The sequence below is a fragment of the Nonomuraea sp. NPDC003727 genome (assembly GCF_053586935.1).
In genome coordinates, this window is record NZ_JBSFNE010000026.1 from 62037 (window position 1) to 77763 (window position 15727).

Here is a 15727-nt window from a genome sequence, read left to right on the forward strand (position 1 = left end):
GGTCGATGATGGACACTGGCGGCCCGCGAGCCGGCCGGTACCCAAGATGAACGGTAAGGGACAGTGCAGGAAATGACTCAGCCTCGGCTACTCGGAGGTCGCTACGAGCTCGACGGCGTCGTCGGGCGCGGCGGCATGGCCGAGGTGTATCGCGCACGAGACATCCGGCTGGACCGCATCGTCGCGATCAAGACGCTCCGCGCCGACCTCGCGCGTGACCACACCTTCCAGGCCCGCTTCCGCCGTGAGGCCCAGTCCGCGGCGTCCCTGAACCACCCGGCCGTCGTCGCCGTCTACGACACCGGCGAGGACGCCACCGACGGCACGCCCGTGCCGTACATCGTGATGGAGTACGTCGACGGGCGCACGTTGCGCGACCTGCTGCGGGCCGACCGGCGGTTGCTGCCCGAGCGTGCGGTGGAGCTGGTCGACGGGATCCTGCGGGCGCTCGACTACAGCCACCGCGGCGGCATCGTGCACCGCGACATCAAGCCGGCCAACGTGATGATCACCCGCGCCGGCGACGTCAAGGTGATGGACTTCGGCATCGCCCGCGCGATGGCCGACTCGGCCGCCACGATGACGCAGACCGCGCAGGTGATAGGGACAGCGCAGTACCTCTCGCCCGAGCAGGCCAGGGGCGAGCGGGTCGACGCTCGCAGCGACATCTACTCCACCGGCTGTGTGCTGTACGAGCTGCTGACGGGCCAGCCGCCGTTCACCGGCGACTCCCCCGTCGCGATCGCCTACCAGCACGTGCGCGAGGAGCCCATCCCGCCGTCGCAGATCGACCCCGAGATTCCCCCGTGGGCCGACGCGATCGTGCTCAAGGCGATGGCCAAGGACCCGGCCCAGCGCTACCAGAGCGCGGGCGAGATGCGGGCCGACATCCAGCGCGCGATGTCCGGCATGCCGGTCGAGGCGCAGACCATGACGATGGTCGCCAACTACGGCCCCGGCACCCGCACGATGGCCGCCCCGCAGGGCGCCGGCCCCGCCACGCAGCGCACCAGCGCCATCCCGCCCTACGAGTACGGCGAGGGCGAGCCCAGCCGCGGCGGCAGACGGCGCGCGGGCGGTGGCGGCGGCAACACGGCGGCGAAGACCGCGGCCTGGATCCTCGTCCCGCTGCTGATCATCGGCGCGTTCGTCTTCGTCGGCTACAAGTTCCTCGCCTCGGGGAGCAGCACGGCCGCCAAGCAGGTCACCGTGCCGCAGCTGGCCACGCAGAAGCAGAAGGACGCCGAGGCCGAGCTGACCGCGCTCAAGCTCAAGTTCACGGTCACCGAGGAGAACGACGCCGAGGTGCCGAAGGGCGTGGTCATCAGTACCGAGCCCGACGCCGGCACCAAGGTGGACGAGGGCGCCTCGATCGCTCTCAAGGTGTCCAAGGGCCCGAAGAAGATCGCCGTGCCCGACGGCCTGATCGGCTCCTCGCCGGAGGACGCCAGGAACGCGCTGAAGGACGCCGGTCTCGAAGGCGTGATCACGCCGGTGGTCTCCTCCAGGGAGCAGGACAAGGTCTTCGACACCAAGCCCAAGTCCGGCACGGAGGTCGAGGAGGGCAGCTCGGTCAAGCTGTACGTGCCCAAGGCCCAGGTTCCGGTGCCCGGCGTCGTCGGCAAGACGCAGGAGGAGGCCGAGAGCGAGCTGAAGGCCGAGGGCTTCCGGGTGAAGGTGGTGCCGCAGCCGGGCGAGCAGCCGCCTGGCACGGTCATCACGCAGAGCCCTGAGGCGGGCAGCTCGCAGAACCAGAAGACGACGGTCACGATCGTGGTCTCGACGGGGCCGGAGCAGCAGCAGCCGACCGAGGAGCCGTCGTTCCCCGCGACCGAGGAGCCGACAGACATCCCGTCCGACCCGGCGACCGATGATCCGGGCGACACCGGCGAGCCGCCAGACCTCGGCCCGTGACCCAGGACGGCCCCCTCACCCGGTTCCCGGGGCGAGGGGGCCGTTTCCTTTCCCGCACGCTCGTGATCGCCGCCGCCCGGCGTGCAGAGCGCCGGTAGGCGGTCGTGACGGCCCCAGGACCCCGCTGGAGGCTCGGGAACGCCGCTGGGCCCCGGTACACACCCGTGGACGGCCTGGAGGACGCCGGGGGCGTTCACCCGGGGATAGGCGTGGAACGTCGCCGCCGCTCGGGGCGGCCCGGGGCCGGAATGTGACCGTCGCCGCCGCTCGGGGCAGCTTGGACGCCGGGGGCGTTCGCGCGGGGGCTGGAATGGGAAACGTCCCCGCCGCTCGGGGGCAGCCTGGACGCCGGGGGCGTTCACCCCGGGGCCGGAATGGGAAACGTCCCCGCCGCTCGGGGGCGACGGCGGGGACGTTCACCCGTAAGTCGTTCCGAGGCGGCGCCGCGTTACACGATGGTCGACAACCAGTTGCCCAGCAGCTGGTGCCCGTGCTCGGACAGCACCGACTCGGGGTGGAACTGCACCCCTTCGATGGGCGCGGTGCGGTGCCGGAGGCCCATGATCGTCCCGTCGGCGGTCCGCGCGCTCACTTCCAGCTCGTCGGGCACCGTCTCGGGTCGTACGGCGAGCGAGTGGTAGCGCGTCATCGTCACGGGCGAGGGAAGCGACGCGAACACGCCCTTGCCGTCGTGGATGATGGCGCTCGTGCGCCCGTGCATGAGCTCGGGCGCCCTGGAGACGACCGCGCCGTAGGCCACGCCGATCGCCTGGTGTCCGAGGCACACGCCGAGCAGCGGCTTGCCGGTGGCGGCGGCGTGGCGTACCAGCGGCACGCTGACTCCCGCCGCCTCGGGCGTGCCGGGCCCTGGGCTCACCAGGACGCCGGCGAAGCCGTCGGCGTCCTCCACGCGCACGACGTCACGCGGCCGCACCTCGCACACGGCGCCCAGGAAGCGCAGGTACTGCACGATGGTGTGGACGAAGCTGTCGTGGTTGTCCACCACCAGGATCATTTGCGGACGGTCACCTCATCCAGCGTCACGGCGGGCTCGAGAAGAGGAAAGACGACATACCAGAGTACGGCTCCCGCCACGGCGACCAGCACGAGGGCCGCCAGGAGCCGCGTCGGCGGTCCGCCGGGCAGGTGCCGCCAGATCCAGCCGTACATGTCAGGCCTTCCTCTGCTCGGTGGACTTCAGCACGCCGTAGACGATGAGCCGCTGGGCGGCGGAGTACTCGGGGTGGCAGGTCAGGAGCGTGATCATCGCCCTGATGGGGGTGATGTCGGGTTTTCCGGGCACGGGGGCGAGGATGTCCACCTCGTCGGGCTCGACGACGTCCTGTGAGATGACCCGGTAGGTGTAGCGGGCCTCGCGGGCGTCCACGATGATCTCGTCGCCGCGCCGGAGCTCGTCGATGCGGTTGAACGGCGCCGCGTAGGTGGTGCGGTGGCCCGACAGGACGAGGTTGCCGATCTTTCCCGGCAGCGCCGATCCCGGGTAGTGACCGGGGCCCTTCTTCAGGTGTTCGGCGTCGACGCCCTCCACCACGGCGTACTTGTAGTCGTCGCCGAGCCTGGGGATGCGCAGGAGGGCCAGGGCGTTGCCGAGCCTGATCCGGCCGAGGTGGGCGGTCGCGTCGCCCTGCTCCTCGGCGAGCTGCCGCTGGAGCAGCTGCTGCTGGCGCTGGGTGTAGGCGCTGGTGCCCCACAGCAGGTAGGCGCAGAAGAACATCATCACCAGACCGGCCGTGATGCTCAGCTCCCCGCAGGTCCGCAGCAGTGCCCTCACTCTGCTCAGGTTATGCACAGGCGTGGCGGACGCCGGGGATCGCCATGTTCCGCGCGTGGCGACTATCCTGGGCAGACCAGAGAGCCTGGGGACTATCCGGATGGCCCCCGGCCGCCAGCAGGAGTTATCCCGTGCCCAAGCCGAAGACTCGCAAGAAGGCGGTCTACACGCCGCCGCAGAAGTCGCAAGAGGTCAAGGTCAGCCCGCGATGGCTGGCGCCGACCATGGTCCTGTCGTGGATCGTCGGGATCCTGTGGATCGCGGTCTACTACGTGGCCCCTCAAGCGCCTCTGCTCAAGGATCTCGCCAACTGGAACCTGCTGGTCGGGTTCGCTTTCATCATCTTCGGTGTGGTGCTTTCCACCCGCTGGCGTTAGTACTTTCCACAGGTTTTCCACAGCCTGGGGAAAGTCTCAGGACAGCAACGACGTCGCGCGGATCACCGTCAGCGCGACCATGATCGCAAAACCCCCCAGGAGGGCCAGCGCCTGATACAGGGCGCGGTGCTTCCTGGGGGCGTAGACCAGCGCGGTGGTCAGCACCGCGCCGGTGACCAGGCCGCCGACGTGGGCGGTCCAGCTGATGCCGAATCCCGTGACGGCCGGCACCACGAACGTGATCACCAGGTTGAGCACGATGACGGTCGCGATGCCGCGCACGTCGAGCTTGAGCCTGCGCCCCACGATGAAAATCGCCGCGAACAGCCCGAAGACCGCGCCCGAGGCGCCCACCGTGGCCGTGCGCAGGTCGTCGAACCACAGGCTCATCACCGAGCCGCCCAGCGCGCACAGCAGGTAGAGGGCGGCGAACCTGACGTGCCCGAAGGCTCGCTCCAGGTAGGGCGCGATGGCCCAGATCGCCCAGGCGTTGAAGAGCACGTGGAAGATCATCGTGGTGGAGTGCGCGAAGGCACTGGTGATCATCCGGTAGTACTCGCCCTCGCCGACCACGTAGACCGTGTTCATCATGAGGGCGGAACCGAGCCTGTTGTCGGTGAGGAGCTGGCCGGCGAAGACCAGGGCGATGAGCCCCAGGATCGTGTAGGTGACGTAGGGCGTCGTGACGACGCCGCCGCCGAAGGTCGAGCGTGCCTGCCGTACGGTCCTGTTGCCCTCGGCGACGCACTCGGGGCACTGGAAGCCCACCGCCGCGTCGCGCATGCAGTCAGGGCAGATGGGCCGTTCGCAGCGCTGGCAGCGGACCCACGTCTCCCGGCCAGGATGGCGGTAGCACGTGGGCACGGTCTCCTGGGGGCTGGGCGGCTGGCTGGTCATGAGGGGCCTTTCTCGTCCACTGACCGCCAGCCTACTCATCGGGAGGGTCGGCGCTGGACCGTCGCGGGCGACAGCCTCGCGTTCCCGACGAGCGCGGCCGCCCAGCCCGTCGCTCAGCCCTCGACGCGGTCGATCGTGACCGACTGGAGGACCACGTCCTCGGTGGGGCGGTCGTTACGGCCGGTCGGCGTCTTGGCGATCGCGTCGACGACGTCCTGGCCCTCGACGACCTCGCCGAAGATCGAGTGCTTGCGGTTGAGGTGCGGCGTCGGCACGACGGTGATGAAGAACTGCGAGCCGTTGGTGCCCTTGCCGAAGCGGACGCCCGCGTTGGCCATGGCCAGCAGGTACGGCTTGTTGAAGACGAGCTCCGGGTGGATCTCGTCGTCGAACTCGTAACCGGGGCCGCCGATGCCCTGGCCGAGCGGGTCGCCGCCCTGGATCATGAATCCGTCGATGACGCGGTGGAAGATCGTGCCGTCGTAGTAGCGTCCGGTGCTCTTCTCGCCGGTGCCGGGGTGGGTCCACTCCTTGGCGCCCTCGGCGAGCTCCACGAAGTTGCGAACCGTCTTCGGCGCCTTGTTGGGGAAGAGTTCGATCTTGATGAGACCACGGTTGGTCTGCAGGTTTGCGATCAGCTTCTCAGCCACGAGACAGCTGCCCCCCTCTGTGCACAGGGATCATTCTGTGATGGTTTGCATGTCAAGGCCGCTGGGGCCACTCATGCATCCTCCCACGGCTCGTCATGATTGAGCCGCCTTGTACCGGGAAGGTCACGCTGCGGGGCCCCAACGACAGGGGAGGTTGTCGTGTCCCTGACACTGAGAAAGCGCCACGTCGTGGTAGAGATTCCCGCGACGTGGTTGGGCCGCATGAAGGCTCAGGCCATGCGGGCCGGATACCGGCTCGCCCCGATGGCGGACCAGGCCAAGACGGTCACCGCGCATCGGATCGAGGATGCCCGTTACTGGGCGGCGCCCAAACTGGAGGATGCCGCTCATCGGGTCGAGGATCAGCTCGCCCCGAGGATCAGCGCCATGCTGAGCCAGGCGGCCAGCAGAATCGACCCGACACCGGCAAGGTCCCGCCGGTGGCCGGTCATGGTGCTGATGACCGGGGTGGCACTGGGCGCCATGGGGTTCGTGTTCTACCGCCGCAACGCCCAGCAGTGGACCGACCACATGAAGGAGTCCGCCACTGACGCCTCTCGCTGGGTCAGCGAGCGGGCACACAAGGCGGCCGACAAGGTGTCATCCCACGCGGAGGACACGGCCGAGAAGGTCGACGAGGCGGCGCCGAAGACGACCTGACGGGTGCGACGCGGCCGCGCCCCTGCGCGCGGCCGCGTTGACCTCTAACCAAGCGCTTGCTACAACCAGCGCATGAGCCTGTCACCGCTCGACGACTTCCCCGTCCACCAGGCCCCTCAGGTCATGCGCCACGTGGCGACCTCCGATCGCAACTTCTACGATCGCTACTACTTCAACTGCCATGCCGGCACCGACGAGCTCATGCTCATCGTCGGGCTCGGGCAGTACCCCAATCTCGGCGTCACCGACGCCTTCGCCTGTGCCCGCCGTACGGACCTGCACCGGGTGGTGCGGGCGTCACGGGAACTCGGCGGCGACCGCATGGACACCTCCGTCGGCCCGTTCAGGATCGAGGTCATCGAAGGGCTCAAGCGGCTCAGGGTGATCCTGGAGCCGAACGAGCATGGCCTGTCCTTCGACCTCACGTGGACGGGCACGATCCCGGCCACGCTCGAACCCCGCCACTTCCTGCGCTGGCAGGAGCGGGTGATCTTCGATTCCGTACGGCTGGCACAGACCGGCCGCTGGAGCGGCACCATCGTGGTCGGCGACGACGAGATCCCCGTCGACGGATGGCAGGGCACCAGGGACCGCTCCTGGGGCATTAGACCGGTGGGCGAGCCGGAGCCGCCCGGCATCCAGGTCAAGAACCCGGGCACCTTCTACTGGCTGTACGCGCCCATGCAGTTCGACGACCACGCGATCCTCTGCATCGTGCAGGAGGACCACGAGGGCCGCAGGGTCCTGGAGGAGGCCGTCAGGGTGTGGTCGGACGGCCGGGAGGAGTATCTCGGCCGCCCCGGCTACCACCCCGTCTACGCCCCAGGCACCCGCGACGTCGTGTCGGCCACGATCACCTTCGACAAGATCGAGGTGCGGTGCACGCCGATCCTGCCCGTCCATCTCATGGTCGGCACGGGGTACGGCCTGGAGCCCGACTGGAAGCACGGCATGTACCAGGGAAGCCAGCCCGTGGTCCAGGGGGTGACCTACACGCTGCCCGAGGACGCCGGCCGCATGTGGGGCATGGTCGACGCGGTCGCGCGCTTCGAGTACGACGGGCAGGTCGGCCACGGGCTCTTCGAGTACTGGGCGCTGGGCCCGCACCCGTCCTTCGCCTGAGCCCCGCCGTACCGGACCCCCATCGCCGGTACGGCGGGGCCGCGCCCCGTTACTCGGCGCGGCAGGCGATGGTCACGGCCTTGGCGTTCTCGTCGTCCGCGGGGGCGATCGCGACCGCGCTCTCCGTGATCTCGGCGGCCTGGATCGGGGCGTCCTTCCGCTCGGCCTCCGTGGCGGGCGTCGCGGGGACGGCCTCGGTGACCTCGCTCCACCGCTGGACGTGCGGGGCGCCGTCGGGCGGGGTCGTGACCGTCACGGTCTCCCCGTCGGGCGCGACCTTCGCGGCGCGCGCCACGGCACCGGTCGCGTCGACGTCAGCGGAGAGCCGGACCTCGCCCTTCTCGGCGTGCTCGATCTCGGTGGCGGGGATGGCGTCGACGAACTCGAAGGTCCTGCCGTCGCTCGTCACGCAGGTGCCCTTGGCGGGCGGCTTGGCGGGCGGTTCCCCCGAGGCGGCGTTGGCCGATCCGGCCAGCCCCCCGGCCAGCAGCACGGCACCCACGGCAACGAGAGCGGCGATACGTCGCTTGAACACTTCCCTCTCCTTCGTTGATCGAACGGAATGAACGCAGCTTCGCCCACGCAACCTGAAGGCACCCTGAACGCCACCGAAATGATCTTCAGGTTGGCTTTAGGTCGCGTCAGGCACGCTGAGCACTGTGCGAGTTCTACTGGTCGAGGACGAGAAGAGGCTGGCCGACCTGGTCAAGGGCGGCCTGGCGGGTGAGGGCTTCGCCGTCGACGTCGCCTACGACGGCCGCGACGGGCTGTGGATGGCCTCGGAGAACGACTACGACGCGATCGTGCTGGACGTCATGCTGCCCAGGCTGAACGGGTACGCCCTCTGCGCGAAGCTGCGCGAGGCGGGCAACTGGACCCCGATCATGATGCTCACCGCGAAGGACGGCGTCTACGACGAGGCCGAGGCGCTCGACACCGGCGCGGACGACTACCTCGCCAAGCCCTTCTCCTACGTCGTCCTGGTGGCCAGGCTGCGCGCCCTGGTCAGGCGGGGCGGCAAGGAGCGGCCCGTGTCGATCACCGTGGGCGACCTGACCGTCGACCCCGCGGGCATGCGCTGCCGCAGGGGCGGCGTCGAGATCGCGCTGACCCCGAAGGAGTTCGCGGTGCTCCACGGCCTGGCCCGCCGGGCGGGCGAGGTGGTCAGCAAGAGCGAGCTGCTCGCCCAGGCATGGGACTTCAGTTACGACGGCGACCCCAACATCGTCGAGGTGTACGTCAGCGCGCTGCGCCGCAAGATCGGCCCCGGCGTGATCGAGACCGTCAGGGGCGCCGGCTACCGTCTGGAGGCGGTGTGAAGAGCCTCTTCTCCGTACGGCTGCGCGCCACGGTCGCGGCCACCGCCGTCGTCGCCGTCGCGCTCGGCATCGCCGCGGCCGTCCTGGTCGTCTCGCTGAAGGGCAGCCTGGAGGCCAGCGCCAGGTCCGAGGCGGCCAGGAAGGTCGTCGCGGCGATGCCGCTGGCCGCCGTCACCAAGCCCGCCGAGCTCGTCCTGACCGCCGACCCGGACGTCCAGGTCAGCACGCCCACGGGGACGGTGGACCCGTGGGAGACGGTGGGACCGTGGGAGACGGCGACCCCGGGCCAGTTCGCCGTCGCCAGGATGGCGGTCGACACGGAGACGGGTCCTGTCGAGGTCTGGGGCCGGGCCTCGCTGGCCGGCGCCGAGCAGGCGCTCCAGACGCTGAACGGGCTGCTGCTGCCGGGGGTGCCGCTCCTGCTGGCCGTGGTGGCGGGGATGACGTGGTTCTCCGTCGGCCGGGCGCTGGCGCCCGTCGCGGCGATCAGGGCGAAGGTCGCCGACATCACCGCGCGCGACCTGCACCAGCGGGTGCCCGTCCCCGAGTCGGGCGACGAGATCGCCGGGCTCGCCGTCACGGTGAACGCCACGCTCGACCGGCTGGAGACGGCGGTCGAGCGGCACAAGCAGTTCGTCGCCGACGCCGCGCACGAGCTGCGCAGCCCGATCGCGACCCTGCGCGCCCGGATGGAGCTGGCCGAGCCCACCGAGCTGTCGACCGAGGCGCTGGCCGACGTCGAACGGCTGCAGCGGCTGTCCGGCGACCTCCTGCTGCTGGCCAGGCTCGACGCGGGCGAGCCGCTGCGGAGGGAGGAGGTGGATCTCGGCCAGGTCGTCGCCGAGCGGAGCGCCCGCCCGGGGGCGGCCGTCACCCTCGACATCAGCCCCGACGTGGTCGTCAGCGGCTCGCGCGGCCACCTCTCGCGGCTGGTCACCAACCTGGTGGACAACGCGGTACGGCACGCCGCGACGGCGGTCGAGGTCAGGGCGTACGAGAAGGACGGCGAGGCGGTCCTGGAGGTGCTCGACGACGGGCCGGGGATCCCGCCCGAGCACAGGGAGGCCGTCTTCGACCGCTTCACCAGGCTGGACGAGGCCAGGGCAAGAGACGGCGGAGGGGCCGGGCTCGGTCTGTCGATCGCCAGGGACATCGCGACGCTGCACGGCGGGACGCTCGCCGTACGGGACGGCGGGTTCGTCGCGAGGTTCCCTGCGCACCGGAACTGACGCGGCCGGGACGGGCCGGAGCCGCCCCCGGCCGCGGCCGCCGGCCTCAGGCGTCGCGGTCGAGCTGCAGGAACGCCCGCTCGATCGCCTCCGGGTAGGGCATCTGGGAGACCAGGTCGCGCAGGCCCTCGACGTGCGCGCGGCGGGCCAGATCGGCCGTGACCGCAAGGTCGTTCAGCTGGGCCGAGACGAACGCGCGGTCGACCACCGCGCCGTGCCCCGGCACGATGACCTGCTCGGGCAGCTCGGCCAGCAACGCCGCCAGCGTGCCCGGCCAGTCGAGCGGGTAGGCGTCGCCGAAGGCGGGCGGTGCCCCCTCCTCCACCAGGTCGCCGGCGAAGAGCACACCGGCGTCCGGCACATGCACGACGATGTCGTTGTCGGTGTGCCCCCTGCCGAAGTACCGCAGGTGCACCGGCCTGCCGCCGATGTCCAGCGTCGCCCGGTCGGTGAACGTGTGGTCGGGCACCACGATCTCCACGTCGGCGGCCTCGGGATCCCGGCCGGCCGCCACCCGCTCCCTGGTGCCCTCGCCGTCCCTCTTGATCTCCTCGGCCGCCCGCGCGTGCGCCCAGAACTCGGCGGGCACGAACAGCGCGTTGCCGAAATAGTGATCGAAGTGGGCGTGGCTGTTGACGACCGTCCACGGGTCGGGAGTGATCCTCCTGATGGCCTCGATCAGGTCGGCGGCCTTGGGGTGGGACTCCCGCGTGTCGAGGACCAGGCACTGGCCGTCACCGACGACCAGGCCGACGTTCAGGTCGTAGGACTCGTGCCGACGGACGAACACCCGGTCGCCGATCTCCAGCCACTGCTCGTTCATGTCCTCATCTTGGCGGATACGAGTGGCTCGTGTGCCGGCCCGGCCTCCTCGTGGCCGGAGGCCGCGCGGACGGAGAAGGTGCCCGCGAGGTCCGGGACGGCCAGCAGGCGCAGGAGCAGGGCGCAGTGCCCCGTCGCGTCCTCGTCGCCCCACTCGACGGTGAGCAACCGCGTCGGCCCGCCGTCGCGGCCGCCCTCCCCGTTGAGCGCCTCGGTCCGCAACTCGCCCACCCGCTCCCGCATCAGCCCGGTGGCGAGCGCGACGTGCGCGGCGCCCGCCTTGCCGTACCTGCCGGCCACCGAGCCGAACGTCACCACCAGCCGGGGGCGCTCCACGGCGGCCAGCAACGCGTCCAACCCGCCGACCCGCGGCGCGACGTGCAGAGCGATCTCTCCGTCCGTCAGCTCGGTGAACCGCGCGGGGCGGTTCACGCCGCCCGCGTGCACGATCGCCGTCACCCGCCCGAGCCGCCCTTCCAACGCCCGTACGGCACGCGCCACCGCCGCGGAGTCGCCGAGATCGGCGGGTTCGTAGGCGTGCTCCCCCGGGAGGTCGGCGAGAGCGGCGGCCAGCAGGGGATCGTCGTCCGGCTCGGACCTGCCGAGGAGAGCGAGCCTGGCGCCCGTGGCGCCGGCGAGCGCCTTCGCGCACTCATGGCCGAACCCCTTACCACCGCCGCTGACCAGCACCACATCGCCGGAATCGAGGGGGATCCGCCCTTCGGCCGGCAGCTCCACCGGCACGCTCTCCCGCCGCCACGTCCCGCCCCTGTCGTCGACGACCAGCTCGTGGTAGCCGGGAACGGGCCGCTCGGGCGCGAGCACGCGGCCGTTCGTCACCACCAGCGCGACCGCCAGCTCCGGATGCTCGAGCCAGAGCGTGCGCAGGAATCCCGCGTAGGCGTCGGTCCGCGCCGCGACGAGCAGCGGTCTCCCCTCGGCGACGGCCCCGCGAGCGGCGGCGAGCAGCTCGCCCGGCGACGGCTCGACCACCGCGCGACTCTCCTCGACCGGCTCGTCGAAGGGCACCAGCCGTTCACCGAAGCAACGCACCGCACTCCGCACCCGAACTCCCCCCACCCTCGTTGCACCCTCCTCCGGCGACCCGGTCGGTCCGGCGCGCTCCTCAGGCCCTCCCGGGTATCGGCCGGCCACCCCCGCCACCGATCGGCCGCTCCCCCTCGGCCGCAGAACGGGTCGGAATTTATTCAGGCCCCTCCTAAGGGTCAACGGAGACACACGGCGCTTCCTCGACCTTTGCCGCTATGACTCTCCGCCCGGCCGGAAAACACCTTTCGTCCGGTCACGGCGGCTGCGTAATGTCCGATGCGTGATCAGACCCGATTCCGGGCGGACGGACCGGTTGCCTGCCGGCGACCGGCCGCCACCGCCCGGTGGCCTGGCGGAGCGGCTCCGCGAGATCGCCTGCGACGAGTCGGGGTCGGAGGGCGAGAAGCTCGTCGGCGGGAACACCAAGGTGTTCGCGCACGCCGGCGTGGGGTTCGACATCGAGTCGGCGGCCAGGTGCATGCGGGAGGTGCGCCGGCGGGCGCCCTCCCCGACGACGGAGTTCAAGGCGGGCATCCTGCTCCGCGGCAAGCACCGCGGGACGCTCGCGTGGCTGCTCGGTCCCGCGGGGCCGCTCCTCGGCAACGCTCACGTCCATCTCGTCGACAAGGCCTTCCTCGTCGTCCGCGCCGTGGCCGAGCTGCTGCCCGCCGCCGGAGACACCCCCGCCGACGTGGCCGCCACCCTCTACCGCGAGGGCCCTCACGCGCTCGGCCACGCGCGGTGGACCGCCTTCCTGACGTCCTTCAACGACGTGCTGCGCACCAAGAACGGCCGTGGTCCCGTGGTATCGGTCGAGGAGGCGTTCGACCTGGTCGACGTCCTGCGGTCGCCCGGTGCCGGTGGCCCGACCGGCGCCGTCATGGAGCGGCTCGCCGGGGCGCGACCTCGCGTGGCGGCCTTCCGGGCGCGGCTGCTCGGCGAGCCGCCGCTGATGCCGGTGCTCGACCCGCTGGTCCCTGCCATCGTCGGGGCGGTCGACCGCTGGGCCGCGGACGACGCTCCCCTCTTCCTCGTCCACGACCGGCAGACCATGCTGACCGACGAGCGCATCGCCCAGCTCAGGGCACATCCGGTCGTCCGCCGTGGTTCCCCGACCGGCCGGCTGGCCGGGGTACGGCTCGTCGACTCGCGCACGGACCCGCGGGTCCAGGTCGCCGACCTTCTCGCCGGAGCGGCACGGAGGATAGCCGAGGACGAGCTCGAGGGGCGCGGCGACGCCGAGCTCACCGCGCTGCTCCGCCCTTATGTCGACGCGTCCTCGATCTGGGGGGACGACCGGAGCCGGTTCCTGCCGGTGCCCGCTGGTTGAATGCGGTCATGGACGCGCTCTCGGCCAGGGACAGATTCATGACGGCGCGGACCGCCACGCTCGCCACGGCCGACACCGGCGGGGTGCCGCACCTGGTGCCGATCGTGTTCGCCGCCCACGACGACCTGATCGCGTTCGCGGTCGATCACAAGCCGAAGCGGTCCGCGGACCTGCGCAGGCTGCGGAACATCGCCGTCAACGAGCGGGTCAGCCTGCTGGTGGACCACTACGAGGAGGACTGGTCGCGGCTGTGGTGGGCGCGCGCGGACGGCAGGGCGGCGATCGTGGGCGACCCGGCCGAGAGCGCGCGCTGGATCGCCCGGCTGGCCGAACGCTACGCGCCCTACCGGTCCCGGCCGCCCGAGGGGCCCGTGGTCACGATCGCGGTGGAGCGGTGGAGCGGCTGGTCCGCCGCCGGATGATCAGCGAGCTTCGAGCGTCCGGCGGCAGTGGTCCAGGGCGTGCGCGGCGAAGGCGGCGCGGTCCACGCCCGGCACGCCGATGACGATCTGGGTGCTGAACCCGTCGAGCATCGCGCGCAGCCGTACCGAGAAGGCCTCCGCGTCTGTGGCGACGAACTCGCCCGCGCGCACGCCGTCGTCCACCACCCGCACCAGATCCTCGTGCCAGCGCCGGTCCAGCTCGGCCTGCGTCTCCCGCAGCTCGGGAACGGCGAGCGTGCGGCTCCACACGTCGACCCAGAGCAGCCAGCGCGGATCGGCGGTGCCGCTGGGCAGGTAGAGGTCGATGTAGCCGGCCAGCCGATCACCGGCCGGAGCGCCGCGCTCGACGATCTCCGCCCGCCGGGGGGCGAGCCGTTCCTCGCTCCAGCGCAGCGTCTCCACCAGCACCTGATCCTTGCTGCCGAAGTAGTAGAGGATGTGGCCTCCGCTGGTGCCCAGCCGCCGGGCCAGCCCGGCCATCGTGAGGTCGGCCAGGCCGTGCTCGGCGATGGCGGCCATCGCCGCCTCCAGCACCTGCTCCCGTGGCCGGTCCAGCCGGCGATGCCCCCGCGCCATAGCTCACCTTGCGATAACGGTCGTTGACGAGTCCTTGACGGACCAATCTACGGCAGTGCATTTTGAATGCCATTCAAACAGTTTGAACGGCATTCAAAGATCGGCCCAGGAGCGCCCATGATCCAGCCGCCAACGGCCCCCGCCGCTGCTCCCGCCCCTCCCTCTCTCGCCCGCATGCTCGGCCTGTTCGGCGCCGTCATGCTCACGCTGTCGTGCATCACGCCCGCGTCCTCGCTGTTCATCATCGTTCCCGAGGTTCTCGCCGGGCAGGGCAGCGGCGCGGTGCTCACCCTGCTGGCCGGGGTGACCGTCTCGATCGCCGTCGGCTGCTGCTACGCCGAACTCGGCACGCTCAGACCCAGCTCCGGCGGCGAGTACGCCATGGTGACGGCGATGCTCGGCCGGCTGTGCGGCTGGCTCACCTTCGGCCTGTCCATCACGCTGCTGATCGTGATCCCGCCGATCATCGCGCTGGGCACGGCCGACTACCTGAGCGACCTGCTCGCGGTGGACCGGGCCGGCGCCGGCGCCGTCGTGATGCTCGCCGCCACCGCCTTCGCGGTGCTCGACATCCGGTCGAACGCCCTCATCACCGGCGTCTTCCTGGCCATCGAGGTGGTCGCCGCCTGCGTGGTCGCCGCCCTCGGCTTCACGCACGCCCAGCGGGGCCCGGAAGTCCTCCTGTCCCCTGTCGTGCCCGACGGGCAGGGCGGAGCTTCTCCGTTCGGGATCGCCGCGCTGATGGCCGGGCTCACCGTGGCGATGTTCGTCGTCAACGGCTTCGGCACCGCGACCTACCTGGCCGAGGAGATCAAGGAACCGCGGCGCGACATCGCCCGCGCGGTGTTCTGGTCGCTCGGCCTGGCGGCCGTCGTCATCATCGTGCCGGTGATCGCCACCGTGCTGGGCGTCGGCTCCCTCGACGACCTGGTCAACGGCTCCTTCTCCGACTACGTGCGCACCTGGGCCGGCGACGGCGTGGCCACCGCGGTCAACCTGGGCATCGCCATCGCCATCTGCAACGCCGTCCTGGTCATGGTGCTCCAGAACGGCCGCGTCGTGTTCGCCTCCGCCCGCGACCGCGCCTGGCCCGCTCCCGTCGGCGCCGCGCTCACCCGCATCCACCCGCGCTGGGGCTCGCCGTACGTGGCGACGCTCGCCATCGGGCTGCCCGGCGTGGCGATGGCCGCGCTGCTCGACATCGAGCAGCTGCTCGGCCTCACCTCGGTGATCGTGACGGTCGTCTCGCTGCTGCTCGCCGCGGCCGCGCTGCGCTCCCGTACGGCACGGCACCGGGAGGAGCGGGCCTGGCGCATGCCCCTGTGGCCGCTTCCGCCGCTGGTCGTGATCGCGGCCCTGGGCTACGCGCTGCTCGAGCAGAGCGTCACCGACCTGGTCGTCGCGGGCGGCATCGTCGCGCTGTTCGCCGCCTACTACCTGCTCTACCTGCGACCTCGCCACGCCACCCACTGGGTCGTCACCGTGCCCGAGGACTGACCCCCTGCGACCTCACGGCACCACTCGCCGGGGCGCCACCGACCCCCTG

Annotated in this window: 18 protein-coding genes; 9 read left to right on the forward strand and 9 right to left on the reverse strand. The window is 71.2% G+C overall.

What is annotated here, in order from left to right; translation table 11 throughout:
* Window positions 1-72: 72 nt before the first annotated feature.
* Window positions 73-1914: a Stk1 family PASTA domain-containing Ser/Thr kinase gene (gene pknB / locus ACWDLG_RS40005; protein WP_449930065.1), complete on the forward strand. Its 1842-nt coding sequence runs from the start codon at window positions 73-75 to the stop codon at window positions 1912-1914.
* A gap of 448 nt (window positions 1915-2362) precedes the next feature.
* On the opposite strand, the gene ACWDLG_RS40010 is transcribed toward pknB, so the two are convergent.
* The 3 genes from ACWDLG_RS40010 to ACWDLG_RS40020 are packed head-to-tail and all read right to left on the reverse strand — an operon-like array spanning window position 2363 to window position 3706.
* The gene (locus tag ACWDLG_RS40010; RefSeq protein WP_354916974.1) at window positions 2363-2929 is read right to left on the reverse strand and encodes an anthranilate synthase component II; all 567 of its coding nucleotides are present in this window, start codon (window positions 2927-2929) and stop codon (window positions 2363-2365) included.
* Window positions 2926-3084: a hypothetical protein gene (locus ACWDLG_RS40015; RefSeq protein WP_354916971.1), complete on the reverse strand. Its 159-nt coding sequence runs from the start codon at window positions 3082-3084 to the stop codon at window positions 2926-2928. Before ACWDLG_RS40015 ends, ACWDLG_RS40010 begins: the two co-directional genes overlap by 4 nt.
* A gap of 1 nt (window position 3085) precedes the next feature.
* Entirely contained in the window at window positions 3086-3706 is a 621-nt protein-coding gene (locus ACWDLG_RS40020; RefSeq protein WP_354916968.1) for a class E sortase, read from the reverse strand.
* Between the two features lie 131 nt (window positions 3707-3837).
* On the opposite strand from ACWDLG_RS40020, the gene ACWDLG_RS40025 reads away from it, so the two are divergent.
* On the forward strand, window positions 3838-4083 hold the full coding sequence (locus tag ACWDLG_RS40025; protein ID WP_354916965.1) for a cell division protein CrgA: 246 nt from the start codon (window positions 3838-3840) through the stop codon (window positions 4081-4083).
* A gap of 36 nt (window positions 4084-4119) precedes the next feature.
* Here ACWDLG_RS40025 and ACWDLG_RS40030 read toward each other — a convergent pair whose 3' ends face one another.
* Both ACWDLG_RS40030 and ACWDLG_RS40035 read right to left on the reverse strand, forming a co-directional pair.
* On the reverse strand, window positions 4120-4980 hold the full coding sequence (locus tag ACWDLG_RS40030; RefSeq protein WP_449930068.1) for a rhomboid family intramembrane serine protease: 861 nt from the start codon (window positions 4978-4980) through the stop codon (window positions 4120-4122).
* A gap of 113 nt (window positions 4981-5093) precedes the next feature.
* Window positions 5094-5630: a peptidylprolyl isomerase gene (locus ACWDLG_RS40035; RefSeq protein ID WP_449930070.1), complete on the reverse strand. Its 537-nt coding sequence runs from the start codon at window positions 5628-5630 to the stop codon at window positions 5094-5096.
* Window positions 5631-5852: 222 nt separating this feature from the next.
* Between ACWDLG_RS40035 and ACWDLG_RS40040 the strand changes: the two genes are divergently transcribed.
* On the forward strand, window positions 5853-6290 hold the full coding sequence (locus tag ACWDLG_RS40040; RefSeq protein WP_449930072.1) for a hypothetical protein: 438 nt from the start codon (window positions 5853-5855) through the stop codon (window positions 6288-6290).
* Between the two features lie 72 nt (window positions 6291-6362).
* A complete protein-coding gene (locus ACWDLG_RS40045; RefSeq protein WP_449930074.1) occupies window positions 6363-7412 on the forward strand; it encodes a hypothetical protein in 1050 nt (349 codons plus the stop codon).
* Window positions 7413-7461: 49 nt separating this feature from the next.
* On the opposite strand, the gene ACWDLG_RS40050 is transcribed toward ACWDLG_RS40045, so the two are convergent.
* Window positions 7462-7947: a hypothetical protein gene (locus ACWDLG_RS40050; RefSeq protein WP_449930076.1), complete on the reverse strand. Its 486-nt coding sequence runs from the start codon at window positions 7945-7947 to the stop codon at window positions 7462-7464.
* 124 nt (window positions 7948-8071) lie between these two features.
* Between ACWDLG_RS40050 and ACWDLG_RS40055 the strand changes: the two genes are divergently transcribed.
* Together ACWDLG_RS40055 and ACWDLG_RS40060 are read left to right on the forward strand one after the other, a co-directional pair.
* Window positions 8072-8731: a response regulator transcription factor gene (locus tag ACWDLG_RS40055; protein ID WP_449930078.1), complete on the forward strand. Its 660-nt coding sequence runs from the start codon at window positions 8072-8074 to the stop codon at window positions 8729-8731.
* Window positions 8728-9960 (forward strand): sensor histidine kinase, encoded by a 1233-nt coding sequence (locus tag ACWDLG_RS40060; RefSeq protein ID WP_449930080.1) that lies wholly within the window; start codon window positions 8728-8730, stop codon window positions 9958-9960. Before ACWDLG_RS40055 ends, ACWDLG_RS40060 begins: the two co-directional genes overlap by 4 nt.
* 46 nt (window positions 9961-10006) lie before the next feature.
* On the opposite strand, the gene ACWDLG_RS40065 is transcribed toward ACWDLG_RS40060, so the two are convergent.
* Complete coding sequence (locus ACWDLG_RS40065) at window positions 10007-10783, reverse strand: MBL fold metallo-hydrolase (RefSeq protein WP_449930082.1); 777 nt, start codon at window positions 10781-10783, stop codon at window positions 10007-10009.
* Window positions 10780-11835 (reverse strand): SDR family NAD(P)-dependent oxidoreductase, encoded by a 1056-nt coding sequence (locus tag ACWDLG_RS40070; protein WP_449930084.1) that lies wholly within the window; start codon window positions 11833-11835, stop codon window positions 10780-10782. Before ACWDLG_RS40070 ends, ACWDLG_RS40065 begins: the two co-directional genes overlap by 4 nt.
* A gap of 277 nt (window positions 11836-12112) precedes the next feature.
* Between ACWDLG_RS40070 and ACWDLG_RS40075 the strand changes: the two genes are divergently transcribed.
* Together ACWDLG_RS40075 and ACWDLG_RS40080 are read left to right on the forward strand one after the other, a co-directional pair.
* The gene (locus tag ACWDLG_RS40075; protein WP_449930086.1) at window positions 12113-13162 is read left to right on the forward strand and encodes a DUF3800 domain-containing protein; all 1050 of its coding nucleotides are present in this window, start codon (window positions 12113-12115) and stop codon (window positions 13160-13162) included.
* An 8-nt stretch (window positions 13163-13170) separates the two neighbouring features.
* Entirely contained in the window at window positions 13171-13584 is a 414-nt protein-coding gene (locus ACWDLG_RS40080; protein WP_449930088.1) for a TIGR03668 family PPOX class F420-dependent oxidoreductase, read from the forward strand.
* Here the strand turns inward: ACWDLG_RS40080 and ACWDLG_RS40085 are convergent, their stop codons facing one another.
* Window positions 13585-14181, reverse strand: a complete 597-nt coding sequence (locus ACWDLG_RS40085; protein WP_449930090.1) for a TetR/AcrR family transcriptional regulator — start codon at window positions 14179-14181, stop codon at window positions 13585-13587.
* A 117-nt stretch (window positions 14182-14298) separates the two neighbouring features.
* On the opposite strand from ACWDLG_RS40085, the gene ACWDLG_RS40090 reads away from it, so the two are divergent.
* Window positions 14299-15678, forward strand: a complete 1380-nt coding sequence (locus ACWDLG_RS40090; protein WP_449930092.1) for an APC family permease — start codon at window positions 14299-14301, stop codon at window positions 15676-15678.
* Window positions 15679-15727 lie beyond the last annotated feature (49 nt).